We start from the raw sequence: 16,408 nt of genomic DNA on the forward strand, positions 1-16,408 counted from the left end.
ATTAAAAGTTTTCTATCTCAAAAATGCCATTTAGTGCAGAAATACCCCCAATCTACTATTAGGTTTAAGGCCCATCATCAATGTCACCTCCGCCGATTTGTCCACCGTCTGCGTTCTTTTCTGGCTGAATATTATTGGCGGCATTTTCAAACACCTCTTCTTCTTTATTCTCACAGGCTATCGCCAGTAAGAATGATGCTGCTAACATTAGTGTTGTGATTTTTTTCATGGTTTTAATTTTAATTTAAGATTTAGTTAAAAAATAAAACCAAGTGCTGAGAGGACTAAAATGGCAAATTTATAGCTTGAATGTACGTTTTGAAATAGGTAGTTGTACCTAAAATGATCATATAAACCTCTAGGTAGTTGACTCATTTTGGATTATGGTATCAATACCTATTGCACTTGGATGGTAGGATTTGTATTTTTGGTTTAATAAAAAATGTAGTTGCTATATATCAGGAAAAGCACAATGAATACTTGGTCATAGGTGTCAGCCATGCAAATCGCAAAATCTCTCATACCTCTACCAGACGAAGTTTTGTGCTTTTCTTTTTATTTTGCCAATCGCTGCGCTGATGGCTTTCGCTAAATAAGGTAGCAGTATTTCACCAATCAGGCTGCTGTCTTTCCCTTTCCTAGCTCGTTTATTTGGGTATCAATCCATATTACTGGACAAACGTCAACTTTCACATTTTTAATTATCTGAAAGACGATAACGCTATTGAACTGAGGAGCTTTTAGGGTGACGTAAACGTATTATCAAAATGATGGCTAGTAACCTTTCTGACTACTCGATATTAGGTTCATTTTCTTAAAACAAAACCTTGGAAAATCTAAAGTTTGCCTGGTTTAATCTTTTGATCTCAGGCATAGGTATAAATACCTAGATAAACCTCCAAATTCTAGGCGCTCGGCCTATTTTGGATTCCAGTATCAGTACCTATTGCCTGGAAATGGCTATACATATAGCTTTGAATAATTAATTTTTCTCGATTTCGCTGCTTAGTGAACAAAGAGAGAAAAGCACAAAACAGTCTCATTAGGTTTGAAGTTCGAAAGCACTATTTAACCGTCTTGCTTTACAACTTAGCCATCCAAATCCAACCTGTTGAGCATTGTGCTTTTCTCCTTTGATTTTTTATCTCCCACGGCCTTCTACCTCAATCCTTTTCACCTCGTCATTGCGAGGATTCCTTGGAGAACACCAATGAGATAAAGAAACTACCTGAATATGAGGCAATCCCCATCGGCCTTCTTCTACAATTCTTCAAAGCATTAGACATCGAATAATGAGATTGCCACGCATCGCATTCGATTAGCATCGAATTGCAATACTCGCAATGACGGAAAGAAGTTTATGGCAATCTCCTTCAGCCTTCTTCGGCAAGTTGATTAGCATCCAAACCAAAACTTATTACTTTTAAAGGCCTGTTTTATCAGCATTCTGATATGACATTTTTTAGAGGAAAAGAGCAAAGCGAAGGAGAAAATAAAACTAATAAATGAATGAGATCGATTGTCCTTGTGGATCAGGGAAGAAGTATAGCACGTGCTGTAATCCAACAATAAAGGGCCAAACGGCCACTACGGCACTGGCACTCATGAGATCAAGATATACAGCCTATCAATCCGGACAAGCAGACTACTTATACGAAACTACTCATGCGAGGCACCGTGCTGAATATAAAATAGATGAGATCAGGAAATGGTCCGATGAAAACACCTGGACTAAATTAGAGATTGTAAGCGTCGAACATGGTGGCGCGTCTGACGAGAGAGGTGTGGTAGAGTTCAAGGCCTATTTTAGAGATAGCAAAGAGAAGATTCAGGTGCATCACGAACGATCTACCTTCTTAAAAGAAGACGGGATGTGGTATTATTTGGAGGGCGATATCAATCCGCAAGAAGTGGATTTGATGAAGAAGATTACCAGAAATGACCCTTGTCCCTGTGGAAGTGGAAAGAAGTATAAAAAATGTTGTGGATAGATAAGGATCAGCTACCCACTTATGGGATGCTTATACTGACAAATTAAATCTGTTCATTTAAATTGGAGTCCAAACGAAAGAAGCACTAACTCAAAAAGATCTGTTCTAATTATATGAAGGTTTGTATTGCCGAGAAACCAAGCGTAGCTAAGGAAATTGCACAAGTCATAGGTGCTTCTACTCGCATGGATGGCTATTTTGAAGGCAATGGCTATCAGGTGACCTGGACCTTTGGACATTTTTGTACGCTTTATCCACCTGAAGACTACAAACCACATTGGAAGCGTTGGGACCTCAATACGCTGCCCATGCTCCCGGATCGCTTTGAAACGAAGATCATGGATGATGGCGGAGTGAAAAAGCAATTCGGAATTATTAAAAAATTACTCAACAAAGCGGCGCTCGTGATCAACTGTGGTGATGCAGGACAGGAGGGAGAGTTGATTCAAAGGTGGGTGATCAAGCAGGCCAGCTACAACGGTGAGGTGCAAAGACTTTGGATTTCTTCACTCACCACAGAGGCGATCAAAACCGGGTTTAAAGACCTGAAACCTGCCGAAGATTTTGACAATCTATATTATGCAGGTAGCTCCAGGGCCATCGGAGATTGGTTGCTGGGTATGAACGCCACCCGATTGTATACTTTGAAGTATGGGGGATTCAAGCAAGTGCTTTCCATCGGACGTGTACAAACACCCACACTCGCCATGTTGGTCAATCGTCATCATGAAATAGAAAATTTTCAACCCAGGCCTTACTGGGAATTGCAAACCCTCTATCGCGACACAAAATTCAATCACACAGAAGGCAAGTTCTTTACGAAAGAGGATGGAGAAAAACTCCTTGATCAGGTAAAAGGAAAGGACCTGGTGATCATGGATGTGGTAAAGAAGGAAGGCAAAGAATATGCACCTAAGCTATTTGACCTGACTAGTCTTCAGGTGTTTTGCAACAATAAGTTTGGATTTACTGCCGAGGCTACGCTAAAGCTGGTACAAAGCCTCTATGAAATGAAGGTGGTTTCCTACCCCAGAGTAGATACCACATTTCTACCCAACGACATGTACCCCAAGATTCCGGGTATTTTGAAGGGACTTTCAGCCTATACGTCTTTTACTGAATCCATTTTGGGAGGAACCATTCGTAAATCGGCCAAGGTATTCAATGACAAGAAGGTCACTGATCACCATGCCATCATCCCTACCGGAGAGGAGAAGCCGCTGAATGGAGATCAGCAAAAAGTATATGACATCATCGTCAGGCGGTTTATAGCAGTCTTTTATCCGGATTGTCAGGTGGCTAAGACTCAGGTAAGTGCTGAAGTAGAGACTGTCAAGTTTGTAGCTAAGGGAAAAGAGATTCTGGATGATGGCTGGCGGGTTCTATTTCCAAAGGAGAAGAAGAAAAAAGAGGAGGAGAGCGACGACGATGAAAACAAAGAAGAGGAAGAAAACATACTGCCTTCGTTTGCGAAGGGCGAGCAGGGTCCTCACGAACCTTCTTTTATAGAAAAAACCACCAAGCCACCAAAATTTTATACCGAGGCTTCGCTACTTCGTGCCATGGAGACGGCAGGTAAGCAAGTAGAAGACGACGAATTGAGAGATTTGATGAAAGCTAATGGCATTGGCAGACCGTCCACTCGAGCGAATATCATTGAAACGCTTTTCAGAAGAAAATATACCCAACGCAGAAAGAAACAAGTGATTCCCACAGAGATGGGTATCCAGCTCATAGGTACCATTCAGAATGAACTACTCAAGTCCGCAGAGCTCACCGGACAGTGGGAAAAGCAATTGAAAGAGATTGAGCAAGGTGAGTTTAGCGCGAAGTCATTTATTGTTAACATGAAAAAAATGGTGGATGACCTGGTATATGAAGTCCGCATGGAATCCGGTAAGCCAAGATTGGAGACAGCATCCGAAACCAAGGCCAAAAAAGCACCAGTCGCCAAATCAAAGACCAGTCTGATTGGCATGACCTGTCCCAAATGCGCCAAAGGAACCATTCTTAAAGGACAGGCTGCCTATGGCTGCAGCGGATGGAAAGAAGGATGTGATTTGAGACTGCCTTTCGTTTTTATGGAAAAAAAATTGACAGAGAAGCAGGTTCAGCGATTGGTAGAAAAGAATGCGACCACTAAAATCAAAGGCTTCGTTTTAGACGGACAAAAAGTCGAAGGCATACTAAAGCTCTCAGATTCGTTTGACATCCAATTCGAGAACAAATCTCCTATGCCAATCAAACAAAAAGGAGACATGCCTGCCTGCCCCAAGTGTGGCAAAGGCACCCTGATCAAAGGCCAGACCGCCTATGGCTGTAGCGATTGGAAGTCAGGCTGTGATTTTAGATTCACCTTCGACGATATTAAGACGAAAGCGAACGGCAAACCTTTATCCAGGGAGTTGGTTTTGGAAATTATCAGCGGAACCATTTCTCGATAAAACCAGGTTCATTGCTAGGAGAATAATTAGACCTTCTAGCACGAGTTTTCGTGCAATGGAAACGTCGGTGTGTCCTAGTTAGGTCTTCAATCTTCTTTCATTCCATGAGGATAAGAGCTGGAACTCCGATTCGCCAATTTGGCTATTTGGTAAAGTAAACATTATATTCACCGAAACGCAGGATTCGTACAAAAGCGTTAAAAGCTATTTGGTCACCATGAAGTTATTCCATCTATTATTTATACTTCCTCTCTTATCTGTCGCTAATTCAGATTTGAATATTCATGATGATTGGATACCCATCAGGTCTGAGGTAATGTCAATTGAATGCTTTAGTCCGAAGGATGAAATTCAGATAATTAATAGCAGCAAGCAATACAATCAACTCAGGTGGGATAATCAATGGCCTGCCAGGGAATGTGATTCATACATAGCTCCGCAAATAGATTTTAGCAAATGGACGCTCATACATGTGACAGCGCACTTAGGAGGATCTCCCCCAAAAACGGCACTCCGAGTGATGAAAAACGAAGAATCGGGAAAAGTGAAGGTGATATTTACAGCGACGCAAACTAATAATGAGAGGAACTTACAGGTGGCAAAGAAGTGGTACATTATAGAAAAGTGTGAATCTGAAAATATTAACATTGAGGTAATTGTAAATTGATTCCACTAGCACAATTGAGTGCTACGGGAACGTGAGCATATGCCCACTGAACTCTCTATCTTCTACTACTCATACCTTTTGACCTTATACCCAAAAAAAACTATTATTATAATTGTTGTCTGTAAGTATGACTCATTTAATAATTTATGGAAAAACTGATTTCATTCTTTAATGATATTATTCCGCTTTCTGAAAAGACTTTGAGCTTAATGGGTGAGCACTTCACTTTTGATGTATTGAAAAAAGAGGATTTCTTTATTAAGAAAGGACAGTTTGCAAAAGAAATTGCTTTTTTGGAAACAGGTATTGTCAGAGCTTTTTATGTCAACAGTTCGGGCAAAGAATACAATAAGCAGTTCTTCTCTTCACCCTCAATTATTGGTTCGTATGCGTCATTAATCAGCAAACAAAGTAACCAAGTGGCCCAGCAGGCACTTACTGATTGTAAAATTTGGAGAGCTCCATTTCATAAAATTGAAATTTTATCAGATGGGAATTATGAAATTGAACGATTAAGGAGAATTATTGCAGAACGGTATTTTCTAAATAATGAGAAAAAGGAACTTGAAATGGCCATGTTAGATGCTGACGAGCGCTATTTGATATTTCGTAATGAATACCCCGGAATTGAACTGATAATACCACAATATCATATTGCCTCATATCTTGGCATCTCACCGACGCAATTGAGCAGAATCAGAAGAAAATTGACTCAATAGCATTTCTTTACATATGTAAATGCATGCACTTTATTTATACTCTTTATTTACAATATGATTTTAATAGAAACATATTGTGATGAAAAATAAAGAGCTTACCACATTCAAAGTCATATTTATAACCGCGGCGTTATGGAATTTAATAGGAGCAATTTTTGGCTACTTCAATACGGCTTATACATTTAATGGATTTTTCGACAGAGAATTAACAGACCCACTTTATTATACCATTTATCAAGGTGCCTGGGGGACAACACTCGTCTATTTTATTGGCTACTCGATTGTTGCATATAATCCTGTTAAACACACAGGTATAGTCATTGTCGGAGGTATTGGTAAAGTTGGATTTGCCATTTCCCTATTCAAATTTTATTTGGCAGGACTTGCCAATTCCGTTGTTTTCATAGTGATCATAGGAGACTTTATCTTCTCGCTCCTTTTTGTGTATTACTTCGTTCAGCTATATAGGGCGAATGAAAAAATAGTTTAATAAATCAGGGTTATGCACCATAAGATTTTCATCTTATTTCTGATTATGTCTCCCCTTTTTGTGCATCAAGGTTATGCTCAAAACCCGTGGGAGATTGATAAAAACAAAGATGGAATAATAGTTTATACAAGAATTGAAAGGGATTCTGATTTTAAGTCTTTTAAAGCTGTTGTGAAGGTTAATGCGACTACCGATAAGATATTAAAAACCTTCAAAGACGCAGACAATTATTCAAAATGGTATGGTTATACCAAAACGTCACAACTCATAAAACAAGAAAGAGACACTCAATTTAATTATGTTGAAACCATATTTCCTTGGCCTTATCGGAACAGAGACATGGTTTATCGAATGTCAATAAGTAGGTTGAATCAGGCAACAACAAAAATATCCCTAAAAGGAATTCCAGAATATATTCCTGATAAAACAGACATAGTAAGGATGAAAAAGGCTGAAGGATACATACTACTTAATGCTCAAAATGGAGACAGTACAGAAATAGTTTACATATTTCACTCCGAACCAGGTGAGAAAATCCCACTCTGGTTGGCCAACAATTCAATAGCTGAACTTCCTTTCAAAACATTGATGGGTTTAAGAGAAATTCTCGAAGAAGAAAACCACTGATCTATACGAAGAGGTCTATATTATTGATAAATTTAAGCAAACGCCTGAGTGGTAGATTGCCATAGTTATAGCTCCTTTATCGGGCAGGATTGGGATGTTCAGCCAGAGTGTCAGGATGAGTTTCGTCACACTAAACATACCAACAGGGTGAGTTATGCGGCAGGTGCCTTTTTGGAAATTAACTTCATTTAGACTTTTATGAAACTACTAGCAGTATTGACAATGTTTTCTTTTTATTCATGTAATCAACTTACCAACAAAGAAGTAGTGATTAAATTCAATGAAGCTGCGATGAAGGGATCTTTGGATGAATACTCAAGCTATTTAGACGAAGATGTTGTCTGTATTTTCAAAGACATTAATGATTCAATCTATAAGAAGGACATTGTTTCTAATCATAGTTTTTATCAATCCTATGAACCTTGGAATAGCATTACCTCTTTGATTCAGCCAAACGATTCCACAGTTGAAATACAAGTTCTTGAGTATGATAAATTACAGGCCATTTTTGAGCTAGACACGATAGCATATTTATACAGATATAACATTTCCAATTCTTTAATCATGAGAATAGAAATGGAAGGGATACTGGAATTGCAAAATGAATACCAAATAATAGACAGCATATACAATAAAAATTTATCTGAATTGATTGACTGGATTGCACTCCATTACCCAAAAGAATATGACCAGTTATCATCGATGGACTCCAATTCATCAAAAACCATTTTGGAATTGGCTATGACATGGAAAGAAGAAAATGCCAGATAGGAGCGTATCCCGCTGTCATTCTTCTAATCAGCACAACAACTTATACCCAAACCCCCTCACGTTGATGATCTCTACGCTGCCGTCTTTGGCGAGCTTTTTTCTGAGCTTCGTGATAAAAACGTCCATGCTGCGGGCATTGAAAAAATCATCAGTTCCCCAGATCTCACTCAACATGACAGATCGTTCGACCACCTCGTTGGGGGAGAGGGCCAGACTCATCAAGACCTCCGCCTCACGATGTGTGAGGAGCTGTTCTTCTCCGTGATAATGGAGTCTTTGTTTAGGGTAGTTGAACATATAGCCGCCGATCTGGATTTGCTCATCAACAGACTTTCTTTCTCTGCGCAGCAGTAGTTCTTTCACTCGGACGATCAATTCCTCCATACTAAAAGGCTTCTTGAGGTAGTCATTGCCACCCATTTCAAAGCCTTCTACCACATCTTTGGCCTGCGACTTGGCGGTTAGGAAAATAATGGGTGTGCGACTATCGATCTTTCGAATAGCTTTGGCCAAGGTAAAACCGTCTTTTTTTGGCATCATGACATCCAACACAAGAATATCCGGATGGAACTCCTGATATTTTCTAAAGGCCGTTTCTCCGTCTTCGCACCATTCTACACTGAAGTCCCGTGACTCCAGGCTCTCCTTCACAATCAGACCGAGTGCTGATTCATCCTCAGCCAGCAATATTTTGGGCTGCTTGCTCATGCCTTCATTGTAATTTTAAAGGTGGTCTCTCTATTCTTGCTGGTCGCAGTCAACTGGCCACCATGCTTTTCCACAATTACTTTGGCATAATAGAGCCCGATCCCATAGCCCTTTACATCATGTAAGTTACCTTGAGATATCCTATAAAATTTATCAAAGATCCGGGACAGCTCGTTTTTTGCAATGCCATTACCGTTGTCGGTGACGGACAGGCTAATCAGATCTTCCTCAAGCGCCAACTCGATCTCAATTTCATTGCCACCGTATTTGATGGCGTTGTCAATCAAGTTGGACACCACATGTTCAAAATGAAATGCGTCTATTTGTACACTTACAGGCGACCCCTCATGCCAGGCGATGTGTTTGCCATCTATAGATTCATAGCGGTCTATGACTTCTCTGATCATCTCATTCAGGTTGACCTTCTCGCGATTCAGGATTAATTCGTTTTCTTCCAAAGTGGCAGTTTCAAGCAGTTTTTCTACCATCTCATTCAGTTTGGTAAGTTGTATATTGGAGAGTTTGAGGTATTTGGATGTTTTGGCAAAATCTTGTTCGGTATTGAATTTTTCGATGGCTTCCAAAGCCGTACTCACTGTGGCGATAGGTGTTTTAAACTCATGAGTAATGTTGCTGATCAAATCATTTTTCATCAGATCAAGGCTTTTTTGATGTTGAATGAATCGATACAAATACATCAATACGAATACAATCACGGCAGCGGTAAGCAGTGAAACGATCACGCCACTCATTCCTCTTTTCAAAACCGCCAAAAAGCTGGGTTCGATAGTAAGCGCCACTTCAGTACCCGGTGGGAAATAAGCGGAGTTGGCGTAGATAGCAACTACTTCAGGAGATAAGTCAGTGATGCCATTGCGCTTAAGATCAAATACGACATCCACATCTTTTCTTTTCAATTCCTCTTCTACCAGGCTATCTAGTCTGCCATAATCCAGCGAATCAGCTTCCAGGGACATGGCTAGTTTAGAGGCTAACTTAATGAATCGACGTTCACCTAAGGCGAATGAGTCAGTATCATTGAATTTACTCACTACCACCATGTTCGTCTGATGCGTACCAATCAGAGAATCAATATTGAGCTTCACTTCATGAAGTTCCGGGGTACGGGTTCTTAATTTATAAGTTCGTCTGATAACAGAATCCTGAGTACCGGAATCAGGAAACGAACGAACGACCTTCTCATTCCATATGGATTGGTTCTGATCAATTTTTACAAAATGAACCTTAGCCAACTGCGTATAATATTGCTCTACGGCATTGTCGAGTGAGATTTGAACCTCTGAAACCAGGTGCTTCTTACTCTCTTCATAGTTACGCCAATTCCAATAGCCCTGCACCATCACCGTTACCAATATGGTAATCATGATCACCCATGACAAGACCTGAAATTTTCTATTGTCCATACCCAAAGATAAGAGGAATGGAGGGCTTTGGGTAGCGGTTAACACTCGTTAACACACGATAACAGTTTTCAATGGGTGTGTATGCTTGATTTGAAGAATAATCAAAACACACAGACATGCAAACATTATCAAAACTATTATTTCTTCTATTCGCATTGCTTTACCAACAGGTAGGCTTCGCGCAAAAAGGTGTTCTACAAGGCATAGCCACTTATAAAACGGCGGCCATGATTAACCTGGGTGGCGACAGTACCATGAGTCCCACGCAGCAGGAGATGATACAGCAACAAGTGAGAAAAGCCATGCAGCGCGAATACACACTGAGCTTTAAGAATCACGAATCGAACTACAAGCAGGTAGAGTCACTAGATAGACAAGAAGCAGCACAGGCTGGAGGCGTCATGGTCAGGGTAGCTAATAGTTCATCACTGACCTACAAAAACACAAAGAAAAAACGCTACCTGGAAGGTGCTGATTTGTTTGGCAAACCTTTTCTGATTGACGACGAACTGGAGTCTCGTGATTGGGCAATGACTGGAAAAACGAAGCAGATAGGTAAATACGAATGTCAGCAAGCAACCTACATGACTGAATCACGAATGCTGGAAGTAGACTCAGAAAGTGGCGAACCCAAAGAAATTATTCGTCAAGTGGAGGTTTCAGCCTGGTTTACCATGGATATACCTGTCAATCATGGACCGGATGATTTTTGGGGCCTACCCGGACTCATCCTGGAAGTCAATAGTGGCAACTTCACCATCATTTGCACCAAAGTAGTACTCAACCCACAGGAAGCCGTCGAGATCAAAGTACCAAAAGGAGGGAAGCCTATTTCCCGAGCTGAATTTGCCAAGCTGAGAGAGGAAAAGATGAAAGAAATGCAGCAACAATACAATGGTAATGGGCCACAAAGGCGAATGATAAGAGTCGGAGGTTGATAAAAATCGCATGAACAGGATAATAGTAATTCTCATAATGATGCTGGGGTGGAATCATTTCACCCTGGCTCAACAAACAGTAAACTTTTCAGGAGTTGTAAAGGATAGTCTGTTGCGTCCCGTTGAACTGGCTAATGTAGTGGCCTATCACGCGGAAACTGATCGAATCACGTCCTATGCGGTGACAGATGAGGAAGGTAGGTTTTATCTGAAACTGGAAGATGGCACGACCTACGTGATGCGTTCGACCTTCATTGGGTACAAAACCAGTCAGGACACCATCATTGGCCGGGCCAATGAAAACAACCCTTATGTGATCACGCTCAAGGAAAGCGTGAAAAAACTGCAAAACATTACCATTGAGGAAGAGTTTCCGGTGATGATTTCAGGAGATACTATTTCCTACAAGGCGGATGCCTTCAACAAAGGCAATGAGAGAAAACTGGAAGATGTGCTGGAAAATATCCCGGGGATAGATGTAGACGAAAACGGAGAAATCAAAATTCAGGGAAAAACAGTCGAAAAGGTACTCGTAGACGGTAAAGAGTTTTTCGAAGGAGATACCAAACTGGCGGTGCAGAATATCCCATCCAACGCAGTTGAGCGGGTGCAGGTGCTGCGAAACTTTTCAGATATATCACCCATGAGTTCCTTGGGAAACAACGAAGACCGACTGGCGATCAATATTCAATTGGCGGAGGACAAAAAGAACATGACCTTTGGCGATGTAGAAGCCGGTGTTGGATTGGATGGCAGGTATTTGGCGCATGCCAACCTGTTTCGCTATACGCCTAAATCTACCGTCAACTTTATCGGCGATGCCAACAATATTGGCCGACAGGCCTTTACACCCAGGGACTACTTCAGGTTTATGGGCGGTATGAGAAATATGATGTCGCAATCTGGTTCCAATTTTAGCCTCACGGACGACAATATGGGATTTATGAATCTCCAGAATGATCGAGCCAGATCGGTAGACACTGAGTTAGGAGCGCTCAACTTCAATTATGTCCCCAACAAAAAATGGAACCTGTCAGGATTCGGTATTGTATCCGGGGCACGTACTACCCTCCAATCACTGTCCGATCGCACCTATGTAAATGCCAATGAGACCAACAATAAGGAAATACTCTCTACGAGTGAATATCAGAAAAACGTGTCGGGACTGGCCAAGTTTAAAGCTAAATATACCCCCAATGCGGACACACAGCTGGAATATGAGCTATTTGCGAAGGGCAGCACGCTCACAGACGACATCAACAGAATATCGGACAATCTGGGTATTACCAATGTGATCAGCGATGAGGCAGATCAAAAACCAGTCAATGTCAGACAGCGCCTGGATGCCTACATCGGACTCAATGACAAAAACATCGTTTCTATGGAAGCGAGCTACGAGTACAATCGACAGAATCCATTCAGTAACTATACGTCAGACCGACCGCTTTTTGCCAGTACGCTGCCCATAGTGGATACCGATGGATATAATTTTCAGCAATCAAAAAGCATTGTAACTCATCAGCAGGAGTTTGCTGCCAATTGGTACTATATTCTCAACCGTACCAATCACCTCAACTTTAGATTTGGCAACAGTTATGTGAATCAACGGATGGAGACCAGCATAGATCAGGTTGGCAATGCCGCACTCGACAATGAGAATTACAGAAACAATTTCACTTATCTATTTAGTGACGTCTATGCGGGTGTCAACTGGAGATCGCGTTTAGGTAAATTCATCATTAATCCAGGCATCTACGGGCATCGATTCAGAACTACCGACAAGCAAGGTGATCTGGATTTGATAGCAGAGCAGGTACGTTGGCTCCCTGAGCTCACGGTCAATTTCGACATCCAAAGCTCTCAAACCTTACGCTTTAGGTACAACCTGGAAGCTCGCTTTATGGACGTTCAAAAAGTGGCACAAGGCCTCTTGGTGCAAAACTACAACAACCTGTATGTCGGTAATCAAAATCTCTCGAACAGCACTTTTCACAATTTCAATTTGAACTACACCAACTACAGTCTGTTCAGCCACTTCAGCATTTATGGCGGCTTGAATTATCAAAGGATACTTGATAATATCAACGAGTCGGTAGAATACGAAAACCTGGAGAGAATCAGTACATCCATCAATGTGATCGATCCGAATGAGATGGCCATGTTTTATGGAAATTTCGAAAAGACGTTCAAGAAGCTCAAGATCAGTACTGGTGCCAATATTTACTACTCGTCTACCACCAATTTGATCAATCAAATAGCCAACAAGAATGAGTCTTACACGCAGCAGTATGAGGTGTCGCTGGAGACGAATCTATTGCAAATGTTTACCCTAGAGTTGGGCTATGAGCGGACCAATAATCAGTATAGTAGTAGCAGCACATCCAACGACTACCTCAATGATCAACCTTTTGTGGATGTTGATATCAAGATCAGGCCCTGGCTCACCTTGTCGTCAGACTACAGGTACAACAACTATCGGGCAGCGGACGGCAGTAGCCAATCCACTTATGAATTTTTTAATGCAGCCCTTAGGGTGCAAAAGGAGAAGAGTCCCTGGCTATTCACCCTGCAGGGAACCAACTTATTGGATACAGAAGCCATCCGACGAGATAGCTTTTCGGACAACCTGGTAGGCACCTATAGCTATTTTGTGCAGCCTCGGTATTTCACCTTTTCGGTCAAGTATGATATATAGACGGTCAGGTTGAGGTTTTCTACTACCACCTTTTCACGTCATCATTGCGAAAACTCCTAAGATAATCATTGACCTCATGGGAAAACAACTATGGAGTTTGTGGCAATCCCCATCGGGTTCCTACTGCTGCGAAGAGTCTTGCCCATGATATTGAGATTGTCGCGTCGTTAAATTGACTTAGTAGTAAATTATTCTTCTCTCAAGGACGGTTTTGTATTTTATTTATGCAACCAAAATATGATTTCTACTGTCCTTTTTCCACCTCGTTATTGTAAGGACTCCAAGGGTAATCATCAAAAAGACGGATAATCGGCATAGAGTTTGTTGCATTGCTGCCGGGCCCTCTGCTGTATTATTTCATTGCCCATTTGGTGTCATATTTTTTTAAAAAATCTGTAATTAAATAGTAGAACTCATGAAACGCTCAATCACTTATTTTTTGTTCTTTGCCTTGGTTTGCTTTGCGCAAAATAGTTATTCCCAACTTCAGAAAGGAAATATCCTATTGGGAGGATCCATCGGACTCGGTAATTCTGAATATAAAATTTTGTCTTCGTCTCCCTCTAATTTTGGAACACAAAAAACATTCAGCTTCAACTTTAATCCTGAAATTTCCTATCTATTGTTTGAGCGTCTTTCATTAGGAATTGTGTTTCCGTTGTCCTACAGCAGAACTAAATTTTCTGATATAGACCCAACATCAAAATCAACAACTTATGCAGTTGGCCCTAAATTGCGATATTATTTCCCATTTGCTAATTGGGCGGTATTTCCGGAAGTTCATTACACCTTAGGACGTCAAATGCACAAGTTCTCAAACTATTCATTTACCAGCGGAAGTTTAGAGGACCAAAAGGCTACTACAAAAACAAATAATCTAAAGGTGGGAGTGGGGCTAGCTTATTTTATTAATCGCCATGTGGGGATAGAGGGAGTTTTCTCTTACCAAAAAAATGAATTCGACAATGAAGATTTCTTTGGGCCTGATACTGAGACAACTTCAATTAACTTTAATATTGGCCTTCAAGTTTACCTGGGTAAAAAGGAGGAGTAAAAAATGTTCAATTTGACAACACCTAACGAGTCACGTTTGCAAGGCGTAATCAAATCATGAAAAACACCAAACCCAGTATAATAGCCCTGATTGTCTTTTTTGTAGGTTGGTTCCTTATTGGAATAGGCTATGGAGATGCTGTGCCTGGTCCGTTTAATGATATATTATATGTCGGGGGAGTGGTTCTGTTTTTTGCTGGGTTGATCTACACGATATATTTGATAATGAAATAAGATTCCCAGCCTCGGATCACATCTGAAGACCAACATACACAATATGAACTGAGATTGCCCGGATTAAGCCGGGCAATGAAGGTTTATCTGATGGATATAATCAACCCACCTTCTCTAATTTCATCTCAAAAAACTGTTGCCAGTTTTCACCGTCCATTGAGCGTTCTCCTATTTCCGTCCATTGGCCATTCTTGATCGTTAACGAATAGCGGATGGTGGTAGGACCTGCTTCAATCCACCAGACGACACTGTTTTCGTCTTTGATTTCTACTTTGGCATTCGTACTCATGCCTTTTGAAATAAAAGAATTCATCTGGTATTGTTTGGTAAACGGGTTGAATGAAATAACGCCAAGAGCGTCATGAACGACCTTTTCGCTGCCATCCTCCATCGTTTTGATGCCTCTCCCCTCAGCTACTATTACAGTGCCATCCAGTTTATACTGGATATTTTCAGTCACGCTCGACGATTCTTTGCCGGCAGGAGTGTATATATAGCCGGTGCCCTTCCAGGTGCCAACCATCATTTCAAGTGCTGCGAGTTTCTCCTTGGCCAATGCGGAGAAATCAGGTTGAGCCACCATAGTCAATGGCAGTAGACTCAGTGCGAGTATTAAAATATTTCGTTTCATGTTTAAGTGATTTATGTTTTAGATATCCCTTTCCGAAAGGAACTCCTTCGGAGTGGGGTGATTATTCAATGTAGTTCTTAAGTGCTTTTACATAAGTCTCGAAGGCTGAAATGCCAACCTTGGTCACCTTGCATGTTGTGAGCGGTTTTTTGCCTTTGAAACTTTTGATAATCTCTATGTATCCTGCCGTCGACAACTTGTCTAGCTGAACACTGATATTTCCAGCAGTAGCTCCTGTCTTCTCTTTGATAAAGGTGAATTCAGCCGACTCAAGGCTGATCAGCAAGCTCATAATACCGAGCCGCAATTGTGAATGTAGAAGCGGGTCTAATGGCGTAAGATCTTTCATTGCTCAGCTGACTTCAATAGATAGCCTGGAATGATATAACCCGCCAATATGCCAATGGCTCCTACCAAATACTGGTCTGTTTCAGGCAGATTGAAACATACCACTGAAGCTATCCAGAGTGCAATGGCACCTACTACGAGGGGCTGAAATTTGAGCATTCTGCCGGACATAAAAGTGCCTATTCCAGCCAGCATCATAATTATGGCGCCGTGATTAAAATTGATTTTTGGCATAAAAACCAAAGACAAGACTATGCAAATACCTACGCCTATCCAGATATCTCCGTAGAGTCCGGAAAAGTGAGTTTTGACCGATGCTTTGTTTTTTTGGCGCACGCCATACCATGCAGCTACCAGGGCTGCTGGAATCGTGAGCAACCAAACGGCAAACGGGTATTCATATGAAGTAAATCGAACCAATAAATAGTGGCCCAGATTGGCAACCATGACCACCCATCCCCACAACAAAAAGTAAAAACTCCCGCTTTTATCAAAATTGTTTTTTGCCTGAGCAATCATTTCGTTGATGATTTTCAGGCTTTCTGTATGTGATAATTTGTCTTCCATAATGTAATTATAAACTAGTTTATATTATAAACCAAATTATGGAAGGAAATTTGCTTGTTGATGACGGCACAATGAGTAGGTCGGGCTGTGCCTATTCGCAA

The 16,408-nt window shown here is 41.1% G+C and carries 17 protein-coding genes; 11 read left to right on the plus strand and 6 right to left on the minus strand.

Annotated elements, in window-relative coordinates:
- Positions 1-64 precede the first annotated feature (64 nt).
- Complete coding sequence (locus tag ABJD64_RS01080; protein WP_348182197.1) at positions 65-229, minus strand: hypothetical protein; 165 nt, start codon at positions 227-229, stop codon at positions 65-67.
- A gap of 1,276 nt (positions 230-1,505) precedes the next feature.
- Here ABJD64_RS01080 and ABJD64_RS01085 point away from each other — a divergent pair.
- The 7 genes from ABJD64_RS01085 (at position 1,506) to ABJD64_RS01115 (ending at position 7,709) form a co-directional block, all read left to right on the plus strand.
- Positions 1,506-1,991 carry a YchJ family protein gene (locus ABJD64_RS01085; protein WP_348182198.1) on the plus strand — a complete coding sequence of 162 codons (486 nt, stop codon included), beginning with the start codon at positions 1,506-1,508 and terminating at the stop codon, positions 1,989-1,991.
- A gap of 113 nt (positions 1,992-2,104) precedes the next feature.
- A complete protein-coding gene (locus ABJD64_RS01090; RefSeq protein ID WP_348182199.1) occupies positions 2,105-4,435 on the plus strand; it encodes a DNA topoisomerase 3 in 2,331 nt (776 codons plus the stop codon).
- Between the two features lie 217 nt (positions 4,436-4,652).
- A complete protein-coding gene (locus ABJD64_RS01095) occupies positions 4,653-5,102 on the plus strand; it encodes a hypothetical protein (protein ID WP_348182200.1) in 450 nt (149 codons plus the stop codon).
- 146 nt (positions 5,103-5,248) lie between these two features.
- Complete coding sequence (locus tag ABJD64_RS01100; RefSeq protein ID WP_348182201.1) at positions 5,249-5,821, plus strand: Crp/Fnr family transcriptional regulator; 573 nt, start codon at positions 5,249-5,251, stop codon at positions 5,819-5,821.
- 79 nt (positions 5,822-5,900) lie between these two features.
- On the plus strand, positions 5,901-6,311 hold the full coding sequence (locus ABJD64_RS01105; RefSeq protein WP_348182202.1) for a hypothetical protein: 411 nt from the start codon (positions 5,901-5,903) through the stop codon (positions 6,309-6,311).
- A gap of 12 nt (positions 6,312-6,323) precedes the next feature.
- Positions 6,324-6,938 carry an START domain-containing protein gene (locus ABJD64_RS01110; RefSeq protein ID WP_348182203.1) on the plus strand — a complete coding sequence of 205 codons (615 nt, stop codon included), beginning with the start codon at positions 6,324-6,326 and terminating at the stop codon, positions 6,936-6,938.
- A 198-nt stretch (positions 6,939-7,136) separates the two neighbouring features.
- Positions 7,137-7,709 (plus strand): hypothetical protein, encoded by a 573-nt coding sequence (locus ABJD64_RS01115; protein WP_348182204.1) that lies wholly within the window; start codon positions 7,137-7,139, stop codon positions 7,707-7,709.
- Between the two features lie 27 nt (positions 7,710-7,736).
- Here ABJD64_RS01115 and ABJD64_RS01120 read toward each other — a convergent pair whose 3' ends face one another.
- Both ABJD64_RS01120 and ABJD64_RS01125 read right to left on the minus strand, forming a co-directional pair.
- Positions 7,737-8,417, minus strand: a complete 681-nt coding sequence (locus ABJD64_RS01120) for a response regulator transcription factor (protein ID WP_348182205.1) — start codon at positions 8,415-8,417, stop codon at positions 7,737-7,739.
- Complete coding sequence (locus ABJD64_RS01125) at positions 8,414-9,841, minus strand: ATP-binding protein (protein WP_348182206.1); 1,428 nt, start codon at positions 9,839-9,841, stop codon at positions 8,414-8,416. Before ABJD64_RS01125 ends, ABJD64_RS01120 begins: the two co-directional genes overlap by 4 nt.
- Positions 9,842-9,957: 116 nt before the next feature.
- Here ABJD64_RS01125 and ABJD64_RS01130 point away from each other — a divergent pair, with 116 nt between their 5' ends.
- The 4 genes from ABJD64_RS01130 (at position 9,958) to ABJD64_RS01145 (ending at position 14,761) form a co-directional block, all read left to right on the plus strand.
- Positions 9,958-10,779, plus strand: a complete 822-nt coding sequence (locus ABJD64_RS01130) for a GLPGLI family protein (RefSeq protein ID WP_348182207.1) — start codon at positions 9,958-9,960, stop codon at positions 10,777-10,779.
- 10 nt (positions 10,780-10,789) lie between these two features.
- The gene (locus ABJD64_RS01135) at positions 10,790-13,474 is read left to right on the plus strand and encodes a carboxypeptidase regulatory-like domain-containing protein (protein ID WP_348182208.1); all 2,685 of its coding nucleotides are present in this window, start codon (positions 10,790-10,792) and stop codon (positions 13,472-13,474) included.
- A 415-nt stretch (positions 13,475-13,889) separates the two neighbouring features.
- The gene (locus ABJD64_RS01140; protein ID WP_348182209.1) at positions 13,890-14,528 is read left to right on the plus strand and encodes an outer membrane beta-barrel protein; all 639 of its coding nucleotides are present in this window, start codon (positions 13,890-13,892) and stop codon (positions 14,526-14,528) included.
- Positions 14,529-14,584: 56 nt separating this feature from the next.
- On the plus strand, positions 14,585-14,761 hold the full coding sequence (locus ABJD64_RS01145; RefSeq protein WP_348182210.1) for a hypothetical protein: 177 nt from the start codon (positions 14,585-14,587) through the stop codon (positions 14,759-14,761).
- A gap of 100 nt (positions 14,762-14,861) precedes the next feature.
- On the opposite strand, the gene ABJD64_RS01150 is transcribed toward ABJD64_RS01145, so the two are convergent.
- From ABJD64_RS01150 to ABJD64_RS01160, 3 genes are all read right to left on the minus strand, one after another.
- Complete coding sequence (locus ABJD64_RS01150) at positions 14,862-15,392, minus strand: hypothetical protein (RefSeq protein ID WP_348182211.1); 531 nt, start codon at positions 15,390-15,392, stop codon at positions 14,862-14,864.
- 61 nt (positions 15,393-15,453) lie between these two features.
- Positions 15,454-15,741 (minus strand): transcriptional regulator, encoded by a 288-nt coding sequence (locus ABJD64_RS01155; protein ID WP_348182212.1) that lies wholly within the window; start codon positions 15,739-15,741, stop codon positions 15,454-15,456.
- Positions 15,738-16,307 carry a hypothetical protein gene (locus tag ABJD64_RS01160; protein ID WP_348182213.1) on the minus strand — a complete coding sequence of 190 codons (570 nt, stop codon included), beginning with the start codon at positions 16,305-16,307 and terminating at the stop codon, positions 15,738-15,740. Before ABJD64_RS01160 ends, ABJD64_RS01155 begins: the two co-directional genes overlap by 4 nt.
- Positions 16,308-16,408 lie beyond the last annotated feature (101 nt).

Source organism: Reichenbachiella sp. (assembly GCF_039944555.1).
Taxonomy (GTDB): domain Bacteria; phylum Bacteroidota; class Bacteroidia; order Cytophagales; family Cyclobacteriaceae; genus Reichenbachiella.

Coding starts and splice junctions, on each gene's coding strand:
- ABJD64_RS01080 (WP_348182197.1), bottom strand. CDS start 229: ATGAAAAAAATCACAACACTAATGTTAGCAGCATCATTCTTACTGGCG.
- ABJD64_RS01085 (WP_348182198.1), top strand. CDS start 1,506: ATGAATGAGATCGATTGTCCTTGTGGATCAGGGAAGAAGTATAGCACG.
- ABJD64_RS01090 (WP_348182199.1), top strand. CDS start 2,105: ATGAAGGTTTGTATTGCCGAGAAACCAAGCGTAGCTAAGGAAATTGCA.
- ABJD64_RS01095 (WP_348182200.1), top strand. CDS start 4,653: ATGAAGTTATTCCATCTATTATTTATACTTCCTCTCTTATCTGTCGCT.
- ABJD64_RS01100 (WP_348182201.1), top strand. CDS start 5,249: ATGGAAAAACTGATTTCATTCTTTAATGATATTATTCCGCTTTCTGAA.
- ABJD64_RS01105 (WP_348182202.1), top strand. CDS start 5,901: ATGAAAAATAAAGAGCTTACCACATTCAAAGTCATATTTATAACCGCG.
- ABJD64_RS01110 (WP_348182203.1), top strand. CDS start 6,324: ATGCACCATAAGATTTTCATCTTATTTCTGATTATGTCTCCCCTTTTT.
- ABJD64_RS01115 (WP_348182204.1), top strand. CDS start 7,137: ATGAAACTACTAGCAGTATTGACAATGTTTTCTTTTTATTCATGTAAT.
- ABJD64_RS01120 (WP_348182205.1), bottom strand. CDS start 8,417: ATGAGCAAGCAGCCCAAAATATTGCTGGCTGAGGATGAATCAGCACTC.
- ABJD64_RS01125 (WP_348182206.1), bottom strand. CDS start 9,841: ATGGACAATAGAAAATTTCAGGTCTTGTCATGGGTGATCATGATTACC.
- ABJD64_RS01130 (WP_348182207.1), top strand. CDS start 9,958: ATGCAAACATTATCAAAACTATTATTTCTTCTATTCGCATTGCTTTAC.
- ABJD64_RS01135 (WP_348182208.1), top strand. CDS start 10,790: ATGAACAGGATAATAGTAATTCTCATAATGATGCTGGGGTGGAATCAT.
- ABJD64_RS01140 (WP_348182209.1), top strand. CDS start 13,890: ATGAAACGCTCAATCACTTATTTTTTGTTCTTTGCCTTGGTTTGCTTT.
- ABJD64_RS01145 (WP_348182210.1), top strand. CDS start 14,585: ATGAAAAACACCAAACCCAGTATAATAGCCCTGATTGTCTTTTTTGTA.
- ABJD64_RS01150 (WP_348182211.1), bottom strand. CDS start 15,392: ATGAAACGAAATATTTTAATACTCGCACTGAGTCTACTGCCATTGACT.
- ABJD64_RS01155 (WP_348182212.1), bottom strand. CDS start 15,741: ATGAAAGATCTTACGCCATTAGACCCGCTTCTACATTCACAATTGCGG.
- ABJD64_RS01160 (WP_348182213.1), bottom strand. CDS start 16,307: ATGGAAGACAAATTATCACATACAGAAAGCCTGAAAATCATCAACGAA.